11 protein-coding genes are annotated in these 16,941 nt (G+C 45.3%); 10 read left to right on the plus strand and 1 reads right to left on the minus strand.

The genetic code is table 11. The features are described from left to right. A partial coding sequence (locus tag BCT49_RS14360) for a type VI secretion system Vgr family protein (RefSeq protein WP_102436070.1) occupies nucleotides 1–1,916 on the minus strand: 1,916 nt, incomplete at its 3' end. Between the two features lie 372 nt (nucleotides 1,917–2,288). Here BCT49_RS14360 and BCT49_RS14365 point away from each other — a divergent pair. The 10 genes from BCT49_RS14365 (at nucleotide 2,289) to BCT49_RS14410 (ending at nucleotide 16,858) form a co-directional block, all read left to right on the plus strand. Beyond that, nucleotides 2,289–5,462 carry an HD domain-containing phosphohydrolase gene (locus BCT49_RS14365; protein WP_102436072.1) on the plus strand — a complete coding sequence of 1,058 codons (3,174 nt, stop codon included), beginning with the start codon at nucleotides 2,289–2,291 and terminating at the stop codon, nucleotides 5,460–5,462. A 448-nt stretch (nucleotides 5,463–5,910) separates the two neighbouring features. Further along, a complete protein-coding gene (locus BCT49_RS14370) occupies nucleotides 5,911–6,630 on the plus strand; it encodes a GntR family transcriptional regulator (RefSeq protein WP_102436105.1) in 720 nt (239 codons plus the stop codon). A gap of 96 nt (nucleotides 6,631–6,726) precedes the next feature. Next, the gene (gene prpB, locus BCT49_RS14375; protein ID WP_102436073.1) at nucleotides 6,727–7,623 is read left to right on the plus strand and encodes a methylisocitrate lyase; all 897 of its coding nucleotides are present in this window, start codon (nucleotides 6,727–6,729) and stop codon (nucleotides 7,621–7,623) included. A 147-nt stretch (nucleotides 7,624–7,770) separates the two neighbouring features. Beyond that, complete coding sequence (prpC, locus tag BCT49_RS14380) at nucleotides 7,771–8,985, plus strand: bifunctional 2-methylcitrate synthase/citrate synthase (RefSeq protein WP_102436075.1); 1,215 nt, start codon at nucleotides 7,771–7,773, stop codon at nucleotides 8,983–8,985. Between the two features lie 101 nt (nucleotides 8,986–9,086). Then, nucleotides 9,087–11,723: a Fe/S-dependent 2-methylisocitrate dehydratase AcnD gene (acnD, locus tag BCT49_RS14385; protein WP_102436077.1), complete on the plus strand. Its 2,637-nt coding sequence runs from the start codon at nucleotides 9,087–9,089 to the stop codon at nucleotides 11,721–11,723. A 9-nt stretch (nucleotides 11,724–11,732) separates the two neighbouring features. Then, entirely contained in the window at nucleotides 11,733–12,905 is a 1,173-nt protein-coding gene (prpF, locus tag BCT49_RS14390) for a 2-methylaconitate cis-trans isomerase PrpF (protein ID WP_102436079.1), read from the plus strand. A 117-nt stretch (nucleotides 12,906–13,022) separates the two neighbouring features. Next, the gene (locus BCT49_RS14395; protein WP_102436081.1) at nucleotides 13,023–14,927 is read left to right on the plus strand and encodes a propionyl-CoA synthetase; all 1,905 of its coding nucleotides are present in this window, start codon (nucleotides 13,023–13,025) and stop codon (nucleotides 14,925–14,927) included. A gap of 167 nt (nucleotides 14,928–15,094) precedes the next feature. Beyond that, nucleotides 15,095–15,541, plus strand: a complete 447-nt coding sequence (locus BCT49_RS14400; RefSeq protein WP_102436083.1) for a hypothetical protein — start codon at nucleotides 15,095–15,097, stop codon at nucleotides 15,539–15,541. 246 nt (nucleotides 15,542–15,787) lie between these two features. Further along, nucleotides 15,788–16,189, plus strand: a complete 402-nt coding sequence (locus BCT49_RS14405; RefSeq protein WP_102436085.1) for a glycine zipper domain-containing protein — start codon at nucleotides 15,788–15,790, stop codon at nucleotides 16,187–16,189. A gap of 189 nt (nucleotides 16,190–16,378) precedes the next feature. Further along, nucleotides 16,379–16,858, plus strand: coding sequence for a GNAT family N-acetyltransferase (locus BCT49_RS14410; RefSeq protein ID WP_102436087.1), 480 nt, complete (start codon nucleotides 16,379–16,381; stop codon nucleotides 16,856–16,858). The last annotated feature ends 83 nt before the right edge of the window (nucleotides 16,859–16,941 follow it).

The following is a 16,941-nucleotide window of genomic DNA, read 5'->3' on the forward strand; positions in this document are numbered from 1 at the left end:
ATTACGCAACAAAGCCCACTTAATGAGCCTTCAGCTGACAGTGTCGTATCCGCTTTAATGGCGACACTGAGTCCTTTGATACTGTTGGAGCTTGTTGCTTCGAGAGCGGTTGTCACACCTGATATCTTATTGGCGGATGTTGCCTTACTCGTCACATTCAACCCTTCGAGGTTTAGCGCGCTGCTCGCTTTAATATCAATGTTGCTGGCTTCAATACTGATGGAAGATGAAGACATGGTGATCTTACTCGATCCTACCGTCAGTTCTATCTTGTCATCGGCTTCTAGCGAGATGGACTTACCTTTCTCACTGATCGCTTTGTCTGAGCTCAGTGTGTAGTTATCTTCAGTTGAGACGGTAACTTGCTTGGTTGTTTTCTGTAGCAGTTCGCCTTTGATTGTCTCAGTCAGGTTGTTCTCGACTTCTTTGGTGAAGTCTTTGGTCGCGTGCATATACAAGAGTTCATTGTCTTTCTTATCATCGAAATAGAGCTCGTTGGCCAATCCACTTAACTTAGTGCTAATGCCTGTTTTCGTTGAGTTCGCTTCTTTGTAAGGCGGCGGATTTTTACTGTTGTAGACGCTTCCTGTAATAATCGGTTGGTCTGGGTCGCCATTAATAAAGCTGACCAGAACCTCTTGTCCTACTCTCGGGATAAACTGAGCACCATAACCACTGCCTGCCATCATCTGAGCGACCCGCACATAACAACTTGTTTTGTCACCAGAGGCCTCCGTATCCCAATGAAACTGAATACGAACTCTGCCTTGGTCATCTTGATTTATCTCACCCGCGGTGCTTCCTGCGACAATTGCGCTTTGTAGGCCGTGTATTCTGGCCTTATCTCGCGGTGTCGGGTAATTAGGAATTGAAGTATCAAGTAGAGTGAGGCGTGTCTCGCAATGGTTTTCAGTGCTGTATCGAATGTGGAGTTCCGTGACCAGATAATCGCCGAGTTGAGATTTGTCTAAGTGGGATGACAGTGAGAACCAAGTACCTAATTCAAATGAATCGTGTTGTGCTTCGGCTTCGACAGTTTGATAGTTTTGCTCGAGTTGCTCAATACGTCGCTTAACTAGATTACTGGCGAGATCTTCCATTCCACCCGTGATGCCAAGTTTCGGGTAAAACTGTTTCGTTAACTTGGTGTTGTTAGCGATTGTATGGCTGGATTTCTTCTCTTTACTGCTCACAAGTTTAGTCTGTGAGTAGTCATAACTCGTTAATTCGATGCTGGCGCCATGAAACTGGCTTTGTGGCATCCATTTATCAAGTAATGGATTACTGCCTGAAGGAACTTCAATCATGTCGAGTTTGCTGGCATCAGACTTTTGAAAAGGGCTCTGCGCATCTTGAAGCATCATTAGATGATCGGAATCACTGTGCTGGAAAAAGTAGTGAACGCCTTCCTCAGCCAACAAGCGCGTAACAAAATCAAAGTCGCTTTCATCGTATTGAACGCAATATTCACGTTTCGATGAGGGCATCGTGCCAGCCTTAAAGGAGCCACTGAAACCAGCTTGGGTTAGCACATCTGAAACGATGTCTTTGGTCGATTGGGTTTGATAAACACGGAAAGAGTGGGTGTGTTTCAATAACCAGAACCATGGCCTTAGGGTGACACGGTAACTAGAGTACTGCAGATTACTGTCCATACCCAGCAGTTGAACTTGTGTAACAATGCCGTTGAATACTCGCGTAGCGGTCAAGTTATCGGTGTCATTAACAAAGCGGGTGATAGAGAGTTTTTGGCCCAGTTGGTCATCGATAACGAAGTTCTTTGAAATGACTGTGAGTTCGATTTTAAAAGGCTTCGATAAGTACTCAGAAATAGCAAAATCGCTGACTGCATGCTCGTTGCTTTTAGAATCTTTTGCCACAATCGTACTGGCAGAAGGGGAGAAATTATCCGTCATAGGCTCGCCTGATAATGCTCGAAGATGTTCTGACATAAGGTTATGTCGATACTAACGAACTGACTTGATGTTAAAACTTTATATCTAAATTTATAGCATAAAGTAAATAATATAATAAGCATCATAACAAAGGCGTGAGGTGTTTCCATTTTATGAAAACAAATACCATCAATTTAATTATGGTAATTAGTTGCTGATTTATATTGTTAAATGTCATTTAAATACGAGGTTATTGCGACGCAGAGGGGGATATAGGGAGATCTTAAATAATATATAGAATAATGTGTTGCTAGAGATAGTATGCCGTAGTAATAATATAAATATTGCTAGCATGTTACATTTCTGGGCTAGTGGTTATTCAAGGATAGAATAATGACGAACACAAAAATCTCGTTACGGTTTACCGTTGGAGGGATGTTTTTGCTTGCAACGGTGCTGACTGCGATCGTTGCAGTTTCACTTCAATATTACTTCAGTAAAAAAATGGCGACGGAGCATACCTTGTCGAAGTTGACCATGGTATCTCAGGACTTAAGCGACTATATCGGTAACGTCGATTCTGATGCGATAAATACCGCTCGTTTACTCTCTTCAGTACATCGCTCTATTAGCCATCAAATCTCTCGAGAAGAGTCGCGTGGAATCCTCTCTGAAGCGATAAAAGACAATCCGCTGTTTTACAGTATCTATATAGGTTCTTCTAACGAGCGTTTCTTCCAAATCATAAATCTGGAATCTTCTCCTTTTGTTAGAGATAAAATCGGTGCTGATAGCTCAGATCGCTGGGTTGTTATTGAGATCAGTGACAGAGAAGCCAGCCGTATCCGCACGACCAAATACTATGACCTTGAGTTTAACCTTAGAGAGTCAAAGACAGAACCGAGCAATTACTTTCCGACGACAAGGCCTTGGTACGTATCCGCAAATACAGAGACGGTTGAAAAAACGCAACCTTACCTTTTCCAACATCTCCAGATCACCGGACAAACCTATTCTTTAGCCTTTGAATCAAAAGCTGTTGGCGATACCCAACATGTGATAGGTATCGATATTGTCTTGTCATCTCTGGCAAGTAAGTTATCTGCGAGCGCGTTGGATCTTGATGAAGACAGTCAGGTTGAATCTTTCTTATACTCCAAATCCGGCAACATTATTGCGTCTAACCGCGATATTGAAACGACACAAGTACTTCCTCAAGCTAATGAAATCAATTGGTCTTATGAGCAACAAGTCATCATAGAAAAAACACCTCCTTTGTTGTTCTCTAATCAAAATGATTGGGGACCGATGGACTTCTCTGTATCTGGAGAACCACACGGTTACGCGATTGATCTCTTAAAAATGATCAGTGAGATGAGCGGGGTTAGGTTTGAATTTGTGGATGGCTTTTCGTGGGCGGAGTTAACCGGCAAGTTTCAAGAGGGAAGCATTGATGGCCTGCATTCAATTCAGAACTACGAAAGCAACGGCGTGAAAGGTCTATACACTGACGCTATCTATGAACTGCCTTTCTCTGTTGTCACTCGAGGTGACGTCCAAACCCTATCAAATTACGCTGAACTTGAAGGTAAAAAAGTCGCGATTCTATCAGGGTGGTCGATTACACCTCGGTTGAGAATAGACTTCCCAAATATCGATCTTGTTGAGTTTTCCGACATGGAATCGGCATTGGATGCTGTTGAGAATGGCGAATATTTTGCGGTACTGGACGCTAAGCCCGTACTTTCATTTTCATTGGATAAGTTTTTCCATGCAAACCTCAAAGTTAATGAAGCTCTCTCGGACTTGAAAGCGAGCTATCCAAATCAGTTCCACATTGTGCTACAGAATAAACATCAACAGCTGTTACCAATCATCAACCAAGCCATAAATGCATTAACGGATGAACAGAAAGCCGCACTATCGCAAAAGTGGTTTCAACATCCGGCCCTAAATACAGGCACAACTATTCCTTATACGGAGCTTTATGATAGAACTGCGACAGCGACCACCGAAGGCGAAATGGTTAAGATTGTGCTCAATGGAGAAGCTAAGCGTTTATATCTGAAAAAGATTGAGACTGGCGAGCAGTACTCTGAATATTTTGCAGTAGCGATACCAGAAGCGGAAATTTACAGTGCGGTGAACAAGCGAGTGGCGACCTCTATTGGCGTGACCGTGCTTTTGATGAGCCTAACCTTACCTGTAGCTTGGATCTTTGGTGCGCCTATTGTCCGTCCTATTCGTCAATTGAAAGCAGAGACGAGTAAGATTAAACTGCGTGATTATGACAGCGTGACCGTGCTGGATACTCGAATTAAGGAAATATGGGAGTTGTCGGTTGCAGTCAAGGAGATGTCGACAGAACTCAAGCAACATGAGCAAACTCAAGAGGCGTTTGTTGAGTCGTTTATCAAGCTCATCGCTCAAGCGATCGATGATAAATCCGCTTATACGGCAGGGCATTGTAATCGTGTGCCTGAACTCGGTTTGATGCTAGCTGACGCGGCTGAACAATCACAATCTGAGCACTTCAAAGACTTTAAGTTTGAGAATGATGATGAGCGCCGTGAGTTTAGGATTGCAGCTTGGCTTCATGATTGTGGCAAGATCACGACACCTGAGCACATCGTCGATAAAGGTTCGAAGCTAGAAGCGAACTACAACCGAATTCACGAGGTGAGAACGCGATTTGAAGTACTTTGGCGTGATGCTGAAATTGTGGCTTTGAGAAAACAACTTGAAGGGAAACTACCCACGCAACAGATAACTGATGAGCTCGCAGCGACGAAGCAACAACTACAAGATGACTTTGCGTTTATCGCGACATCGAACGTGGGTGGTGAATTCATGAGTGATGATAAGGTCGCACGTATTCGTTCTATTGCTGAAACGATTTGGACTCGTAATTTCGACGATCAACTCGGCCTATCGCCAATTGAAGCGATGAATAGGGTATCGAGTTCAAGCTTGCCTGCGACAGAGCCGCTTCTGAGTGATAAGCCGGAGCATATCGTGAAAAGAGATAGGCCATTAGAATTTGACCCGAAACATCAGATAAAAATGGACGTTCCTGAGCACTTATACAATTTAGGTGAAGTCTATAACCTAAGCATTGCACGAGGCACATTGACCGCTGAAGACAGGTTCAAGATAAATGAGCACATGCTTGGCACCATCAAGATGCTTGAAAACCTGCCATTCCCGAAAGAGCTAAGCCGCGTACCTCGTTACGCTTCTACTCACCATGAAACCCTTAAAGGTACAGGCTACCCAAGGAAGCTGACTGCTGATGATCTTTCAATCCCTGAACGTATCCTGGTGATATCGGATATCTTTGAGGCGTTAACCGCTGCCGATCGACCTTACAAGAAAGCGAAGCCGATTAGTGTTGCTGTCGACATCATGCACAAAATGGCGCTGGATGAGCATATCGACATTGAACTGTTTAGATTGTTCTTAACCAGTGGCACGCATGTTCGTTATGCCGAAGAGTATCTCAAACCGGAACAGATTGATTTTGTCGACATCAATAAATACCTCGAGGTCACTTGTCAGATTGCTTGACCAAAGGTTGGCTGGTTAGAACGAGTTCGATGAATGAAAGGCGCACATCAGTGCGCCTTTTTTATACCTGTGGTTTGGAGTTAAACGGAGAGGAGGGGTGTTGATATCTGTTTCTTGGTTGAGTTCGCATGATCTACATGAATGGATCTATGTTTAACAAGTTGATCTATCAGTTGTCGACACATTGTTTTCGAGCAATTTAAGGGTAAGTAAGAATTTGGCAGGCTCTTTCATTGTTTAAGTTAATGAATAACATGTATTTATAATCTTTTACTGCTTCGTTTTACTGCTTCGTTTTACTAATTCTCGACTGATTAATAAAAATACTACCTTAGTCTAAATTGTCGACAATTTGCTTGATTGTCGACAATTTAATCGTGTATTTTATGTTCATGTTATGGAATTGTTGACAATTAAGGTTCAACAATCAGAAGTGAGCAGCGTGAATATGAATACTGCGATAAAAGATCTCACCTTAAGTGCAAACACGAAAACTCGTGTTAGTGACAAAGAAAACACCAAGTCGGAAAGCCTGACTGAATACCTCGTTGAAGCGATTGTTAATGGTGAACTACCACCGGGCAGTAAGATCTCGGAACCTGAACTGGCTAAACGCTTCGAGGTAAGTCGAGGGCCATTACGTGAAGCGATAATGCGAGTCGAAGGGCTTGGCCTAATTGAACGTATTACTCATGTTGGCGCGCGAGTTATTACCTTTTCGGCTGACAAATTATTAGAGCTTTACGCAGTGCGAGAGGCATTAGAAGGCATGGCTGCTCGATTAGCGGCGAGACACATCACGCAAGAAGAGTTGATTGGGCTTGAAGGCTTATTGTCGACACATTCCCAACACATCGATGAAGTCGAAGGTTCTTCCTACTTCCACCAACATGGGGATTTCGATTTCCATTACCGAATTATTAAAGCCAGTCGCAATAGCAAACTTATTTCGTTGTTGTGTGATGAGCTTTATCACTTATTGCGCATGTATCGCTACCAATCACCTAGAGCACAGTCTCGACCAAAAGAGGCGCTAGATGAACACAAATATATCCTACAAGCGATTCGTAACCGAGATGAAGAGCTAGCAGAAATGCTAATGCGAAGACACATCTCGGGCAGTCGACTACTTATCGAACAACAAATTCAATCCAAAGATCTTGATTAAAAGGCGACTGGTATTTGCCTGCGGATCTGCGTTGGCAAGAGCTAAATATCAGTAGTCACAAAGATTAGAAATAAACAATTAACAGGGAGCGTCATTATGAAGTTATCAGCAGGAGCAAAGTTCCGACAAGCTGTGAAAGACAACGATCCATTGCAGATCGTCGGTACGGTGAATCCGTATTGCGCGATGATGGCAAAGAACTTGGGTCATCAGGCGATTTATTTGTCTGGTGGAGGCATCGCCAATGCGTCTTACGGTTTGCCTGATTTAGGCATCACCACACTAAACGATGTGTTGGTGGATGTTGAACGTATTACCAATGCGTGTGATTTGCCCTTGCTGGTGGATATCGACACGGGTTTCGGTGGCGCGTTCAATATCGCACGTACGATTCGCGCGATGGAAAAGGCGGGAGCAGCGGCAATTCACATGGAAGATCAGGTGGCTCAGAAACGCTGTGGTCACCGTCCAAATAAAGCAATTGTTAGTCAGCAAGAGATGGTCGATAGAGTGAAAGCGGCAACCGATGCCAGAACCGACGAAAGCTTTGTGATTATGGCGCGTACGGATGCATTGGCGGTTGAAGGAATAGACAGTGCGATTGAACGAGCAATTGCGTGTGTTGAAGCGGGCGCAGACATGATTTTCCCTGAAGCGATGAATCAACTCGATCAATACGTGAAGTTCTCAGCGGCGCTGAAATCAGCAACGGGTAAACATGTGCCTATCTTGGCCAACATCACTGAGTTCGGCCAAACACCACTCTACAACTGTCACGAGTTAGCCCAATCAAGTGTCGACATGGTGCTTTACCCATTGAGCGCGTTCCGTGCGATGAATAAAGCGGCAGAGAATGTTTATAAGCACTTGCTAGTTGAAGGCAATCAAGAAGCTCTGCTGGATTCAATGCAAACCCGTAAAGAGCTCTACGAGCACCTGAATTACCACGATTACGAGAACAAGCTTGATCAGTTGTTTTCAAGTGAAGAATAAATCCAACTTTAATTAATAAAAATCAACTTAATCCAATAACGTGAAATGGTTAGTCGCCATATCCAGTTCCGATTTTAAACAAGCGTCGGACATATAAAGAGTCAGCACCAAAGAGTGCAGGCGGCTAACAAAGAAAAGGAGTTCAACATGTCTGTATCTTTGAGTGATAAAGCAACTGTCGACAATGCGTCAAAGGCGAACAATAACGTAGACAAGAATGAAAGCGCGAAACCAACCAGTACACCTGCGATTGGTGGTGCAGGGCTACGTGGCCAAAGTGCTGGAACCACCGCGCTATGTACCGTAGGCCAGTCAGGAACGGGTTTAACTTATCGTGGCTATGATATTACTGACCTTGCCAATCACGCTCAGTTTGAAGAAGTGGCTCACCTGTTACTAAGAGGTCACTTACCCACTGAAAAAGAGCTAGATGAATACAAAGCCTTGTTAGTTGGCCTGCGTGGTTTACCTCAGCCATTGAAAGCGGCCTTAGAACTGATCCCTGCAGATGCTCATCCTATGGATGTGATGAGAACGGGTTGTTCAATGCTAGGTAATTTAGAGCAAGAATCTGACTTTTCTGAACAACTGTCTGCGACCGAACGCATGCTTGCGCTTTTCCCTGCCATTATTTGTTATTGGTACCGCTTTAGCCATGATGGTGTGCGAATTGATACTGAAGATCAAAGTGAAGAGTGTTTAGGTGGCTACTTCTTGAAGATGCTTACAGACAAGGCGCCAAGTGAACTCCATAAGAAGGTGATGCACTGTTCGCTCACCCTTTACGCGGAACATGAGTTTAACGCTTCAACCTTTGCTGCTCGTGTTTGTGCTTCAACCTTGTCGGATATTCATTCGTGCGTTACAGCGGCGATCGGAACATTGAGAGGTCCTTTGCATGGCGGTGCAAATGAAGCCGCGATGGAAATGATCCAAGATTGGAAAACTGCCGATGAAGCTGAAGCGAACATCATGAAGATGCTTGCTAATAAAGACAAAATCATGGGCTTCGGTCATGCCATTTATCGTGAAAGCGACCCACGAAACGCCTTAATCAAACGCTGGTCAAAAGAGCTTGCCCAAGAGGTGGGTGATGAACAGCTTTATGCCGTGTCTGAGCGCGTTGAAGCCGTTATGAAGCGAGAGAAAGGCTTGTTTTGTAACGCTGACTTCTTCCATGCATCGGCTTATCACTTCATGGATATCCCAACCAAACTGTTCACGCCAATTTTTGTGATGAGCCGCCTCACAGGTTGGACGGCGCACGTGTTCGAACAAAGAGAAAACAATCGCATCATTCGTCCAAGCGCAGACTACACAGGCCCAGAGCATCAAGACTGGCTACCTATTCATCTACGTTAGCCCTCTATAACGAGCCGACTTATGTCTTGAGGTGACTTCCGTCTTCATATGACAAGGCCTCAAGAAACAACGAATAGAATCTAACAGATAATGGTGGATGTATGTCTGATGTGAAAATTGAACGGACCCAGAACCTTGAACGAAATCAGTACCGTAAGCCTTTACCAGGTACTCATTTAGAGTATTTCGACGCTTGTGAGGCGATAGAATCGATATCTCCGGGCAGCTATAAAACCTTGCCGTATACGTCGCGAGTCTTGGCGGAACAATTGGTAAGGCGCTGTAATCCAGATACCCTTGAAGACAGCTTAAAGCAGATCATTGAACGCAAGAGCGATCTAGATTTTCCTTGGTATCCTGCACGTGTCGTGTGTCATGACATTCTAGGTCAAACCGCTTTGGTTGATTTAGCTGGTTTACGGGATGCAATTGCTGACCAAGGTGGCGACCCTGCTAAGGTAAACCCAGTGGTCGAAACTCAATTGATTGTTGATCACTCTTTAGCTGTGGAACACGCAGGCTTTGATAGTGAAGCGTTTGATAAAAACCGCGCCATTGAAGAGCGTCGAAACGAAGACCGTTTTCACTTTATTGAATGGTGTAAAACCGCGTTTAAAAACGTGAGTGTAATTCCTGCGGGTAACGGGATCATGCACCAGATTAACTTGGAGAAAATGTCTCCGGTTATTCAATCTAAAGAAGGCATTGCGTTCCCAGATACCTGTGTTGGTACAGACAGCCATACACCGCACGTTGATGCTCTGGGCGTTATTGCGATTGGTGTTGGTGGCTTGGAAGCTGAGACGGTGATGTTGGGTCGTCCTTCTATGATGCGCTTACCGGACATCGTTGGCGTGAAGTTAACGGGTCAAAGACAAGAAGGGATAACCGCAACGGATATTGTGCTTGCGATTACTGAGTTCCTTCGCAATCAGAGAGTAGTCTCAAGCTATTTGGAGTTCTTTGGCGAAGGGGCTCGTGCACTGACTATTGGTGACCGCGCAACAATATCTAACATGACACCAGAATATGGTGCGACAGCGGGTATGTTCTACATCGATGAACAGACCATTCAATACCTCAAGCTTACAGGGCGAGAGCCTGAACAGGTTGAATTGGTAGAGTGTTACGCCAAACAAACCGGACTTTGGGCTGATGACTTAGATTCCGCTCAATACGAACGTGTGCTTGAGTTTGATTTGTCTAAAGTTGAACGCAACCTTGCAGGGCCATCCAACCCTCATCGCCGTTTGCCAACCAGCGAACTTGCCAAGCAAGGAATCAGTCAAGCATCTTGGAAAGAGCAGCACGCTGAGCGATATTCCGACGACCAAATGCCAGATGGTGCCGTGATCATTGCAGCAATTACCTCTTGTACCAATACTAGTAATCCAAGGAATGTGGTCGCCGCTGCATTGGTGGCTAAGAAAGCTAATCAGCTTGGATTAGTTCGTAAGCCTTGGGTGAAAACGTCATTCGCTCCAGGCTCAAAAGTCGCCAAGTTATATCTCGAATCGGCAGATTTGCTTCCTGAACTTGAACAATTAGGCTTCGGTATCGTCGGCTATGCGTGCACTACCTGTAACGGAATGAGTGGGGCGTTGGATCCTAAAATCCAACAAGAGATCATCGACCGCGACCTGTATTCAACCGCTGTGTTATCTGGGAATCGAAATTTCGATGGTCGAATCCATCCTTATGCGAAACAAGCGTTTTTAGCGTCACCGCCATTGGTGGTTGCTTATGCCTTGGCGGGTACGATTCGCTTTGATATCGAAAAAGACAGCCTAGGTACAGACAATAACGGCAATCCAATCCATTTAAGTGATTTGTGGCCAAGTGATGCAGAAATTGATGCGGTTGTCGGTGAGCATGTTAAGCCTCAGCAATTTCAACAAATCTACATCAAGATGTTCCAGCCAGACGAGGAACAAGTTACTAGTGAGCCGCTTTATGACTGGCGACCTGAAAGTACTTATATTCGCAGGCCACCTTATTGGGAAGGAGCTCTTGCGGGAGAACGAAGCCTTTCAGGTATGAGGCCGTTAGCGATTCTTGGCGACAACATCACCACGGATCATCTATCGCCTTCAAATGCGATTCTCGCTTCGAGTGCGGCAGGTGAATACTTGGCGAAAATGGAAGTGCCGGAAGAGGACTTTAACTCTTACGCGACCCATCGAGGCGATCATTTAACCGCGCAGCGAGCAACCTTTGCCAACCCGAAGCTGTTTAATGAAATGGTGAAAGACGCTGGAGAAATCGTACAAGGTTCATTGGCACGAGTTGAGCCAGAAGGACAGGTTACGCGAATGTGGGAAGCGATAGAAACCTACATGAACCGTAAACAGCCTTTGATTGTTGTTGCTGGCGCGGATTACGGACAAGGTTCATCACGCGACTGGGCGGCCAAAGGGGTGCGCTTAGCGGGTGTTGAAGTAATTGTGGCTGAAGGGTTTGAGCGAATCCACAGAACCAACTTAGTCGGTATGGGCGTGTTGCCCCTGCAATTCAAAGCGGGAACGGATCGAAATACTTTAGAGCTGGACGGCACTGAGCTTTACGACGTGTACGGCGAAATTGAAGCGGGTTCTGATTTGGCTTTAGTGATCACTCGTAAAAACGGTGAAAAACTTGATGTGCCAGTAACCTGCCGACTAGATACCGCAGACGAAGTGAATGTGTACAGTGCTGGTGGCGTGTTGCAACGTTTCGCCAAAGACTTTCTCGCCCAGTAGGAGCTTGTGATGAACACTAAACAGATAAAGGTGCCTGCAACCTATATGCGGGGAGGAACGAGTAAAGGTGTCTTCTTTAGCTTGAATGACTTACCTGATTCAGCGCAAGTTGCTGGAGAAGCGAGAGATGCATTACTTCTGCGAGTCATTGGCAGTCCAGATCCGTATGGCAAGCAAACCGATGGTATGGGAGGCGCAACATCCAGTACCAGCAAAACCGTGATTGTTTCGAAGAGCAGTAAAGCCGATCACGATGTTGATTATCTCTTTGGTCAAGTGGCGATAGACAAGCCGTTTGTCGATTGGAGTGGCAATTGCGGAAATCTCTCTGCAGCGGTTGGTCCATTTGCTATTCATAGTGGCTTAGTCGACTCGAATCGCATTCCAGAAAACGGTGTGGTCGAGGTGCGAGTATGGCAAGTGAACATAGAGAAAACCATCATTGTCCACGTGCCTATCGTTAATGGTGAAGTCCAAGAATTGGGTGATTTTGAACTCGATGGTGTTACTTTCCCAGCAGCTGAAATTCAGGTTGATTTCCTAGACCCAGCAGACGCGAGTGGTTCTATGTTTCCAACAGGGAATGTTGTCGATTTCTTAGATGTTCCTGAGCTGGGCTGTATCAAAGCGACGTACATCAACGCTGGAATACCGACTATTTTTGTTGATGCGGAATCTGTGGGCTATCAAGGCACTGAACTTCAATCGGATATCAACAGTGATGTAAAAGCCTTGGCACTGTTTGAATCCATCCGAGCACATGGCGCAGTTGCAATGGGGCTTATTGATTCCTTAGAAGAAGCGGAATTACGTCAACACACACCGAAAGTCGCGTTTGTTGCTAACCCCCAAGCGTACCAAGCTTCAAGTGGTAAATCGGTATCAGCTGACGACACCGACCTTCTGGTGCGAGCTTTGTCTATGGGGCAACTGCATCACGCCATGATGGGCACAGCTGCGGTCGCCATTGCTTCAGCGGCGAGTGTTCCGGGTACGTTAGTGAACTTAGCAGCCGGTGAGGGCTCCCGTGATTTTGTGACTTTTGGTCATCCATCAGGAACCTTAAAGGTGGGAGCTAAAGCTTTGCAGACCGAAAGCGGTTGGAAAATAGAAAGGGCGATAATGAGTCGTAGTGCCCGAGTGATCATGGAAGGTGCCATCCGTGTGCCTTTTCCTAAGTAAAGCGATTGTCGTGAACGGTTGACTATTCACGAACACAACGCTGAGAAAAGAGTGCACCCAAGTGAACGGCCAAAAGCTAGGCGCTTGGAAAAATGGATAAATCATGGAGGAGGCACTATGTCTGCTACGAATCGAATGACTAGAAAAACAGATTACATCACCGAGTATCAATGGGCGAGGGAAGACCCCAATTCGTTCTGGGAAACACAATCACAAGCGATAGATTGGTTTGAGTCACCAAAAACGATATTACAAAATGACGATAACGGTATTGAGCGCTGGTTTCCTGATGGGGTGATGAATACCTGCTGGTTGGCGTTGGATTATCATTGTGAACATGGCCGTGGTGATAAGGTCGCGCTGATTTATGATTCACCGGTCACGGGTATCAAGTCGTCTTACACTTACAATGAGCTGCGCGAGCAAGTGGCTAAAACCGCTGGTATGTTGGCACAACAGGGTGTAACCAAAGGCGATCGTGTGGTTATCTACATGCCGATGATTCCTGAAGCTGCAATGGCAATGCTAGCCTGTGCTCGACTCGGTGCGGTGCACTCTGTGGTGTTTGGCGGATTTGCTCCGCATGAGCTTGCAGTACGAATTGAAGATGCTGAACCTAAAGTGTTGATTACTGCCTCATGTGGTATCGAAATCAACAAAGTTCTACCGTATAAACCGATGGTTGACCGAGCCATCATGGACAGCCGTTGGAAGCCTGAAAAAGTCGTAGTGTTCCAAAGAGAGCAATGTCTTGCAGAGTTAAACAATGAGCGTGATTTGCATTGGCAACAAGCCGTTGCAGGCGCTGAGCCTCATGAGTGTGTGCCTGTTTTGGCAACCGATCCTCTATATATTTTGTATACATCAGGTACGACGGGTAAACCCAAGGGTGTTGTCCGTGATAATGGCGGCCATGCGGTTGCGATGAAATATTCGATGAACACTATTTATGATATGCCACAAGACGGCGTGTTTTGGGCGGCCTCTGATGTTGGTTGGGTGGTTGGGCATTCCTATATTGTTTATGCGCCATTGATTCATGGCTGTACGACGATTCTGTTTGAAGGTAAGCCTGTCAGAACGCCAGATCCAGGGGCATTCTGGCGTGTGTGCGAAGAGTACAAGGTCGATGTGTTGTTTTCCGCGCCAACAGCGTTTAGAGCCATCAAGAAAGAAGATCCCGAAGGCGAGTTACTCACCAAGTATGACTTATCATCGCTCAAGTCGATTTTCATGGCGGGAGAGCGTTTAGACCCGCCAACACTAGACTGGGTTGAATCTCACACCAGCAAACCGGTTATCGACCACTGGTGGCAAACGGAGACGGGTTGGGCTATCTCTGCGAACCCTACAGGACTTGAGTCTTTGCCTGTGAAAGCGGGTTCTTCAACCAAACCTGTACCGGGTTATCAAGTTGAGATCCTCAATGAGTTGGGTGAAATCGCACAAACGAATCAACAAGGTTTTGTCGCACTCAAACGACCATTGCCGCCTGGTTGTTTACCCACGGTATGGCGCAATCATGATCGGTTTGAATCCGGCTATTTGAGTCAGTTCCCGGGCTATTATGTTTCTGGTGACGGTGGTTATCTCGATGAAGATGGTTACCTATTTATCATGGGGCGTATTGATGATGTTATTAACGTTGCTGGGCATCGATTGTCTACTGGTGAAATGGAAGAGATCGTGGGTGGTCACCCTGCGATTGCTGAATGTGCTGTTGTGGGTATTCACGACGACTTGAAAGGACAACTGCCACTCGGTTTGGTCGTGCTAAAAGATGGAGTGAAAGTCGATGGCATTGAACTGCAAGCTGAGTTAGTGGGTAAGGTTCGTAACGAGATTGGTGCGGTTGCATGCTTTAAGCAAGCCTTGGTGGTAGAGAGGTTACCTAAGACACGCTCGGGTAAGATCTTGCGTAGAACCATCCGACAAATCGCAGAAGGCGAGCAGTATGTGGTTCCTTCAACGATTGATGATCCAACAAGCTTAACGGAAATTGCCGAAAAGCTCGGCAAGTAAACGCTAGGTTGAACCTTGGCTTTGGTGTGGTGGTTTAGATTGAGCTTGCTCTGGATTATTGAAGCATAACTCAGCGTGATGCTTTATCTAAACTCGGCTTTATTCATCTCACCATTCATCGCATTTACTATGACCTCATTATGAAATACGAATAATGAGGTCTTTTTATGCGAGCTTACTTTTTGTTGATTGCTTTACTTGTTAGTGGCGTTGCGAATGCCAGTATTTCAAAGGATGAAGCGAGTCGGGCACTACTAGAGCCTTTGAGCCATCCCAAGATATTTAAATGCGTCTCCAAGACAGGTGTCGATTTGTACCAAGCCGTGTTTGATATTGGTGTCGGGTATGATGCTGATCCAATTAACTCTAAGATGATCGTCAATTCAAGAAAAGGCCGCTACGAGTATCAAATTTTAGGCGCGGTGAAGTCACAAAGAGCGGGCGAAATCGTGGTGCTGACTCGCCACCAAGGAGACGGTGTACAAGTCGCCGCTATGATTGATGAGGAAAAAGGCAAGATACTGGGTATAGGTGATAAAAACCATTATCGGGATTGCGGTGTAAGGCCACCCGTTAGCGCAGCCGAAATGCAGAATTTTTGGTCCAAAGGCTAAGTTGAACTAAAAAGCTATAGAGAGAAGAGTTATTGAGGCGACCTTATTGGTCGCTTTTTGTTTTTTCGTTGTTTCATTTTTGATGGGCAGAGTTCAATCAAGGGATATATGTCATCCTCTAATGATGTGTTGGTTGAATGATACATAGCTGAACATTATGTATCGTCTAAACTTGGCTTTATTTATCTCGTTAACGGTTCTATTTAAGATGGCTTCATTCCAAACGAAGAACTAAGCGAGACTCCTATGACATTCACTAAACCTTTCCTTTTAGCGACACTGATTGTGACTCTTTCTGGCTGTGCATCTCCTGCAACTGACAACGAAAATGAAAACGCAGCGCGTAATCGTGGTGCGATTGGTGGTGCTTTAATAGGAGCGACAGCGGGTGCGCTGACTGGAGACGCAAGCTTGGCCGTTAAGGGCGCTGCGTTAGGTGGTGTGACTGGTGGTGTTGCGGGTTCTATGAAAGATACGGATGACGCACGAAATGCTCAGCGAACTCAAGTGACGGCAGACGGCTTAGCGCAAGATAATCGTACTGACGCTGAAAAGCGAGTTGCCGAAGTGGAAGCGGAAATTAAGCTTATTGAACTGGAACAACAGCTTGCTGAACTCAATGAAGAGAAAGAAGACAACGGCGCATAAAGCGAGAGCTTCGATACACGTTTCATCGGTTCAATCCAAATCAAAACAAATGGTCACTCTATGTGGCCATTTTTGCATCTAAAACACGCAGTTCAAACAACGAATTAATTCAATAACTTGTATAGATACTCACTGCAAGTAAACTAGACTCAGTTTAATTATCAATTGGGTTTGAGAAGCGTACTTGTCATGAATGTCACCTTAAGGGCTGCAAAGCACACCGATCTAGAGCAACTGAATGAGTTGATGTTTGATCTTCACCACCATCATCATATTGCGTGTCCTGAACATTTTAAAACGGCGGAAGATATAGAACAGGAAAAGAGTATTGCACGATACTTAGATGACCCTGAGTGTCTGGTGTATGTGGCATTAAAAGGCGAGCTGATTGTTGGCTTCATCTCGGGACATTTTTGTGAGCTTATTTCTACCGTGAGTAAACCGGTTCAGATGGGCAGTGTCGATGAGCTTTTTGTGTTGCCAGAATACCGAAAAGCGGATGTGGCTCAAATGTTGTTTAATCGCGTTGAATCTACTTTTGAAGACTATGGTGTCACCCAGGTTTTTGTAGAGGTTTGGGACTTTAATTCACCTGCCAAGGACTTCTATCAAAAAATGGGGTTCACACCTCACATTCAATGGATGAGAAAGGCTTTGAACAAAACATAGACAGCGATTTTGTGTGGGTTTGATTACAATAGGCTCGATGCATTAGCAGTCTTCTCTTTCTTCTCTTATTTTTAGGTAAATTC

It is taken from the genome of Vibrio lentus, from assembly GCF_002875945.1.
In the GTDB taxonomy this organism is placed as follows: domain Bacteria; phylum Pseudomonadota; class Gammaproteobacteria; order Enterobacterales; family Vibrionaceae; genus Vibrio; species Vibrio apostichopi.